Origin of the sequence: Enhygromyxa salina, from assembly GCF_002994615.1 — a bacterium.
GTDB classification, from domain to species: domain Bacteria; phylum Myxococcota_A; class Polyangia; order Nannocystales; family Nannocystaceae; genus Plesiocystis; species Plesiocystis salina_A.
In genome coordinates this window covers 1-6233 of record NZ_PVNK01000115.1, presented here as the reverse complement: position 1 = coordinate 6233, position 6233 = coordinate 1, and the positions used below count along the sequence as shown (strand labels likewise).

The 6233-nt window shown below is 70.4% G+C and carries 5 protein-coding genes; 3 read left to right on the top strand and 2 right to left on the bottom strand.

From position 1 onward, the window contains the following. Together ENSA5_RS11355 and ENSA5_RS11350 are read right to left on the bottom strand one after the other, a co-directional pair. Nucleotides 1-621, bottom strand: a 621-nt coding sequence (locus ENSA5_RS11355) for a SirB1 family protein (RefSeq protein ID WP_146155575.1), incomplete at its 3' end; no start/stop codon positions are given. 31 nt (nt 622-652) lie between these two features. After that, nucleotides 653-2188, bottom strand: a complete 1536-nt coding sequence (locus ENSA5_RS11350; RefSeq protein ID WP_181197640.1) for a penicillin-binding transpeptidase domain-containing protein — start codon at nt 2186-2188, stop codon at nt 653-655. A gap of 157 nt (nt 2189-2345) precedes the next feature. Here ENSA5_RS11350 and ENSA5_RS11345 point away from each other — a divergent pair, with 157 nt between their 5' ends. The 3 genes from ENSA5_RS11345 to mutL all read left to right on the top strand — a co-directional run. Beyond that, entirely contained in the window at nt 2346-3602 is a 1257-nt protein-coding gene (locus tag ENSA5_RS11345; protein WP_106391662.1) for a phosphoglucose isomerase-related protein, read from the top strand. A gap of 222 nt (nt 3603-3824) precedes the next feature. Next, the gene (locus tag ENSA5_RS11340) at nt 3825-4718 is read left to right on the top strand and encodes a GGDEF domain-containing protein (RefSeq protein ID WP_106391661.1); all 894 of its coding nucleotides are present in this window, start codon (nt 3825-3827) and stop codon (nt 4716-4718) included. Between the two features lie 16 nt (nt 4719-4734). Then, the coding region (gene mutL, locus ENSA5_RS11335) for a DNA mismatch repair endonuclease MutL (protein ID WP_106391660.1) at nt 4735-6233 on the top strand (1499 nt) is incomplete at its 3' end.

Sequence of the window (6233 nt, the reverse complement as noted above, 5' to 3'; positions counted from 1 at the left end):
GCCGTGGCTGGGGTAGGGGGGCTCGGGCGCAGTCAGGGGGGAGTCGCCGGGCGGGTCTTGACCGGTCTCGAGCTCGCCGCTCGGATCGTCGTTGAGCGCCGCTTCGGTCGGCGCTTCGGTCGGCGGGTCGGTCGGCGTGCTCTCGTCGTCCTCGAACAGGGGCTTGAGCCGCGGCATCGTGGTGGCCGAGCCGCCGAGCTCGCGGATCGTCTCGGCGACCTCGAGGCGATCTTCGGCGCCAGGGTTTTGCTCGAGGTAGGCGTTGTAGCTCTCGATCGCGAGGTCGCGCTGGCGCGTGCGGTCTTCGGAGGACTCGGCGTCGAGGGCCAGGCGCTGGTGGCAGACCCCGATGTTGTAGTGGAGCTTGGGCGCGGGCAGCAGGGCCATCGCCGCTTCGTAGTGATCGAGCGCGAGCTGAAAGTCGCCGGCTTGAAACGCCGCGGACCCGGCCTGGACCTCGAGCCGGGCCGCAGCTTTGAGCTCGGCCTCGCTCGCGGCCGTCGGCTGGGCCTCGGGCTCGGGGGGCGTCGCCGCGACCGCGGGTCCGCCCGACAGCGCCGCGACGACGAGCAGCGAGCCAAGGGCTGAGCGTCGCGCGCTGACGGTGGGGCCCCTTGGCATACCCCAGTATAGGGGAGGGCTCCGTCGAGCTTCAGTCGAGGCCGGGCAGGGAGGGCAGCGGGCCCGGGACCGGGGGCAGCTCCTCGGCCGCCTCGGGGGCCTCGTTCGCGCTCGCGGCCTCGTCGCTCGGCTCGGGGCTGGGCTTGGGCTTGGCCGAGGCCCGGGCGATCAGGGCCCCGGTCTCGGGGTCGCGGGCCGGGAGGTCGAGCTTGTCGAGGCCGAGCCGGGCGGCCCTGGCCTCGTTGATGGCCTCGCGCCGCTCGAGATAGATCTGGACCAGCCGCCGGGCCGCGTAGTGGGCCTTGATCCGCCACTTCGCGGGGTTGGCCAGGATCACGGCGAACGCGATCTCCGGCCGATCGGCGGGGGCGTAGCCGACGAACCAGTTGTAGTTGAGGACCGGGTCACGCTTGCCCGTGAGGCTGCCGGTCTTGCCGGCGACGTCGTAGGCCGGGATGAACTCGACGCCCTGGGGATCGCGGAAGCTGTCGCGCGCGGTCCCGTACTTGGTCGTCCCGACCATCATCGCGCCGACCTGGTCGGCGACGGACTGGGCCAGCGCGCGGCTGTGATCGGGCAGCGGCGGGGTCAGATCGCTCCCGTCGGGTCCGACGACCTGGGCGATGATGTGCGGCGGCTGATAGATGCCGCCGCGGGCGAAGATGCTGGCGAGGATCGCCCCGTGGACCGGGCTGAGATCGACGTGCCAGAACCCGGCCGCGACCTTGGCCCGGGAGTTCGCGTCGGCCGGGATGTGGGCGGGGCTCGGCTCGAGCGCGAACTCGAAGGGGATCTCGGTCTGGTACAGGAGGCTGCTCGCGGTCTCGTCGAGCTGGCGCTGATCGAGGTGCCCGAGCGTGAGCTTGGCGAGCACGAGGTTGTAGCTGTGGGCGATCGCGTTCGACAGGCTCTCGCAGCGGGTGTCGAGGCTCGGGTTGTCCTTGAGCAGCTCGTCGGTGATGCCCTGGAGCCCGCCGTGGAAGCAGACCTTGGAGTCCGGGGTCGCCGCGCCGTTTTCGATCAGCGAGGCCGCGGTCACGAGCTTGAAGGTCGACGCGGCCGGGGCCCAGGCGGTCGTCAGGATCTCGAGGGGGTCGACCTGCGGATCCATGCTCGAGTGACCCGCGAAGGCCAGGACCGCGTTGTCGCGCAGATCGAGGACGACCGCGGCGGCGTAGGGCAGCTCGCGGTTGCGGAAGATGGTCTGGGCCGACTCGTGCAGGACCGGGTCGAGGGTGTAGAGCAGGCGGTGGCCGTCGGCGAGATCCTGGACGTAGAGGGCCTTGGCCGGATCGACGTTGAGCTCTGCGCCGCCCTCGGCGGGGGCGCCCGGGTTGGCCTGCGCGGGGGCCGGGGTCGGCGCGTTGGCCTCGAGGATCGGCGTCAGGGTGATCGCGCCGAGATCGAGGCGGTCGCGCCACGCGAGCGGGGGCGGGGCGTTGTCCTCGACCACGTTGGGCAGGACCGTGGCCGGCTTGCGCAGCTCGTCCCGATCCTCCGGGATCGACTGCTCCTGCACGTAAAACGCGATTCCACCGAGGGTCGCGAGGAAGAAGATGGCGCCCAATCCGCCAAATCGGCCACGCGCGCTTCGCTCTTCCGACATTGTTTCGCCATACATCGCCGGTGGCCTCGGGTCAAAAATCGCTGCAATGCCGGGGGGCTAGCAGCCCGGCTAGGCGCGGATCTGGCAACGTCGGCGGCCGCGATGTAGGGATCGATCCATGCGAGATCCCAAGCTCCAGCAGTCCCGGTTCGGCTCGCGGACCCCATGGTTGGACGCGGCCGCCCCCGACGAGTCGCGCCCACCGTATCGAATCGAGCTCGGAGCCGGAGCGCCCGACGAGGCCGCGGTCGCGGGCTGCGATCGAGCGATCGTCGAGCTCCTCGACGCCCGGCCTCCGTGGCTCGACATCGAGGCCGGGATCGTGGACGAGGAGCAGCTGCGAGGGGTGCCGGTCGGGCCGACCTTGCTGCTCGGCTTTGGCGGCAGCGCGCTCGGGGCTCGCGCAGCCCTCGAATTCGCCGAGGTCGCGGAGCTGCGACCGGGACCCCTGCGAGTCCTCGACGCCGTGGATCCTTGGGTTGTCGGCGACACCCTCGACTGGGCCGCGGCCTGCAACGCCAAATTGATGGTCGTGTCCAAGAGCGGAAACACGATCGAGGTCCTGCGCTTGCTCGACGCGTGCTTGTCGCGCGGGCTCGAGCCGCTGACGCTGATCAGCGATCCGATCGCGGGCCCCGAGCGAGACGCGGCGCTGCCACCGATCGTCGCGCGCGTGCGCGAGGCGAGCGCAGGTCAGCACGTCGAGCTGGCGATCCCGGCGCAGGTCGGCGGGCGCTGGTCGGTGTTCACCGCGGTCGGGCAGGCGCCGCTCAAGGCGGCCAACGTCGATCCGCGCTTGCTGACCCACGCCGCGATCCACGAGCGGGATCGCCTCGCTTCGGGCGCACCCGCCCGCGAGGGGCTCGCGCGCTCCCTCGCCTGGCGTCTGGCCAACCCCGCGCCCTACTCGATCTTGTGGTGCTACAGCGAGGTGCTGATGCACTGGGGCGCGTGGACCCAGCAGCTCGAGTGCGAGAGCCTCGGCCGCGAGCGCGACGACGGCTCCCGCGTCGGCGAGCTCGTGTGCACTTTGCGCGGTCCCGCCGATCAGCACAGCGTCGCGCAGCTGTTGCTGGACGGACCGGCGCGCGGGCGGGTGACCTTCGTTGACTTTGACGACGACCCTGCAGGAAGCTACGCGGGAGACCTCGCCGAGCTCGCCCGCCTCCGGGTCATCGAGCGCGAGGCCAGCGCTGAGAGTATGACTTTGCCCACGCGTACTTTGCTCGCTCGCGATCGCAGCCCCGCGACCCTGGCTGCGCTCATGCTCCACGGGATGATCGAGACGGCCGTTACAGCTGAGAACTGGTCAATTGACCCCTACGGCCAGCCCGCCGTCGAGAAGATCAAGCGAGGCATCCGTGCTCGTTCCTGAGCATCAGTTTCGGGGAATTGGTCGTGAGGACATGTACTGCCGAGCCTCACGTTGCTCATAAAATCGTTCCAGACACCTTTACAGGTGGGTTTGCCGGGGCACGTGTGGGAGAGCTTTCCGAGTCCCGTTTTGCTACCCTGCCGATCGAGCGACCCTCGACGACCACGCTTGCGGGTCGGTAGCTCGCGGTCAGCGCGCTGACCTTCGACGACTGAGCGCCACATGCGCGACGAGAACCAGGACACGATCGTCCACGCGAAGGTGGAGGACACCCAAGGCCCCAAGGTCAAGCGCAAGGACGCTTGCTTGGTGGTCATCTACGGGCAGGACCTCGGGCGCAAGTACAACATCGTCGGTCGCGATCTTCGTATCGGTCGCGCGACGACCAACGACATCTGCATCAGCCAGGACGCGGTCTCGCGCGAGCACGCGTACATCATCGTCGACGACTTCGGGATCAAGATCCGCGACAACGACTCGACCAACGGCACGTACATCAACGACAACAAGATCCACGAGGCCTATCTGCGCGATGGCGACCTCGTGAAGGTTGGTCGTTCGATCTTCAAGTTCCTGTCCGGCGACAACATCGAGAGCTCCTACCACGAGGAGATTTTTCGCTTGTCGACCGTCGACGGGCTCACGCAGGTGTTCAACCGCCGCTACTTCATGGAGACGCTCGAGCGCGAGCTCAGCCGCGCGCGTCGCTACGACCGTCCGCTCGCGCTGTTGATCTTTGATATCGATTATTTCAAGCGCTGCAACGACACCTACGGGCACCGGGCCGGTGACTTCGTGCTGCGTCGCATCGCCGAGCTCGTGACCATGCGCGCGCGCAAGGTCGACGTCGTCGCCCGCTACGGCGGCGAGGAGTTCACGGTCATCCTGCCCGAGATCGAGATCCGCGGCGCGCACATCTTCGCCGAGAAGATCCGCAAGCTGATCGAGGACGAGACCTTCGCGTTCGAGGGCCGCAAGATCCCGGTCACGATCTCGATCGGCGTGGCCGACGTCGACAGCTCCGTGGCCAACGCCGACGATCTGATCCAGACCGCCGACCGCAGGCTCTACGCCGCCAAGGCCGGCGGCCGCAACCGCGTCGTCGACCACGATTAGTCGGGGGGCTGGCGGGGTGTCTGGCAGGCTGTCGAGCTCGGCGGACGACTCGCGCATCGCGGTGCTGCCGGCGTCGCTCGCCGATCAGATCGCGGCCGGCGAGGTCGTCGAGCGGCCGGGCTCGATCGTCAAGGAGCTGATCGAGAACGCGATCGACGCGGGGGCCTCGCGGGTCGAGGTCGAGCTCGAGGCCGGCGGGAGCGAGCGCATCCGGGTGATCGACGATGGCCACGGCATCCATCGCGAGGATCTGATCTTGTCGGTCACCCGCCACGCGACCTCGAAGCTGCGCGCGCCCGAGGATCTGGTCGAGATCCACACGCTCGGCTTTCGCGGCGAGGCGCTCGCCTCGATCGCCGCGGTCGCGCGGGTCGAGATCCGCAGCCGGCTCGCCGCTTTGGCCGTCGGCCATCGGCTCCGCTCGAGCCCCGGGGAGGAGCCGACGATCGAGCCGATCGGGATGCCCTTCGGGACCCAGATCGAGGTCGCGCACCTGTTCGCGAGCGTGCCCGCGCGGCGCAAATTTCTGCGCAGCGAGGCGACCGAGGTCGGGCACTGCGTCGACGCGGTCACCCGGGCGGCGCTGGTCCACCCCGCGGTCCACTTTCGCGTACGCCACGGCGGCCGCGAGCTGCTCGAGCTCACCCCCGCCGATCAGACCAGCCGGGTGATCGCGGTCCTCCAGCGCCGCGGGGGCGGGGGCCCCTTTCATCGCTTCGCGGGCGAGCGCCGCGGCGTCCACGTCGAGGGCTGGTTTGGGCCGCCGAGCGCGGCGACCCGCCAGCGCGGGGCCAGCTTCGTGGTCGTGCGGCGCCGGGTCGTGCGCGAGCGGACCCTCGTGGGCGTGCTCAAGCAAGCCTACGGTGACGCGCTGCCCCGCGGGACTCACCCGGCCGCGTGCCTGTTCGTCGAGCCGCCGCGGGGGACCGTCGACGTGAACGTGCACCCGCAAAAATCCGAGGTCCGCTTCTCGGACGCGCAGGCTGTCTACGCGGTCGTGCGCGAGCTCGTCGGCGAGCACCTCGCGGACGCGCCGTGGCGGAGGCCCGACGCGAGCGATCCGGGTGACCCCCGTGACCCGGGTGACCCGGGTGATCCCCGGGATGATGGCGAGGATCACGACTGGGCCAGCTCGGGGCGGGCGGGCGCACGCGCGGCGCTGGCCGGGTGGTCTCGACGCGAGGGCCTCGGCGACGGACTCGCTGCCCACGATCGAGGCGAGCACGGCGGCGCTCGGGCTGGGGGCAGGTCGGGATCCGGACCGGGTTCGGGTTCGGGCTCGGGCTACCGCCTCGGCACGCGGGCGGCGGGCGCGGACTACCGCGCCGACAAGGTCGACTTTCGCGGTGAGGTCGAGCGCCTCCGCTCGAGCCTGGCCGAGGTCCACCGCGAGACCGATCGCGCGTGGTCGGGGCGGCCGTCGAGCGCGGGCCCTTCGCTGCCCTTCGATCACGAGCCCGACACGCCCGCGCCCGATCCCGTCGCCGCCGAGCCACGGGGGGACGGGCGGGGGCG

Excerpts from the sequence above, each read along its gene's own strand:
- ENSA5_RS11345 (WP_106391662.1), top strand. The coding sequence starts at position 2,346 with ATGCGAGATCCCAAGCTCCAGCAGTCCCGGTTCGGCTCGCGGACCCCA.
- ENSA5_RS11340 (WP_106391661.1), top strand. The coding sequence starts at position 3,825 with ATGCGCGACGAGAACCAGGACACGATCGTCCACGCGAAGGTGGAGGAC.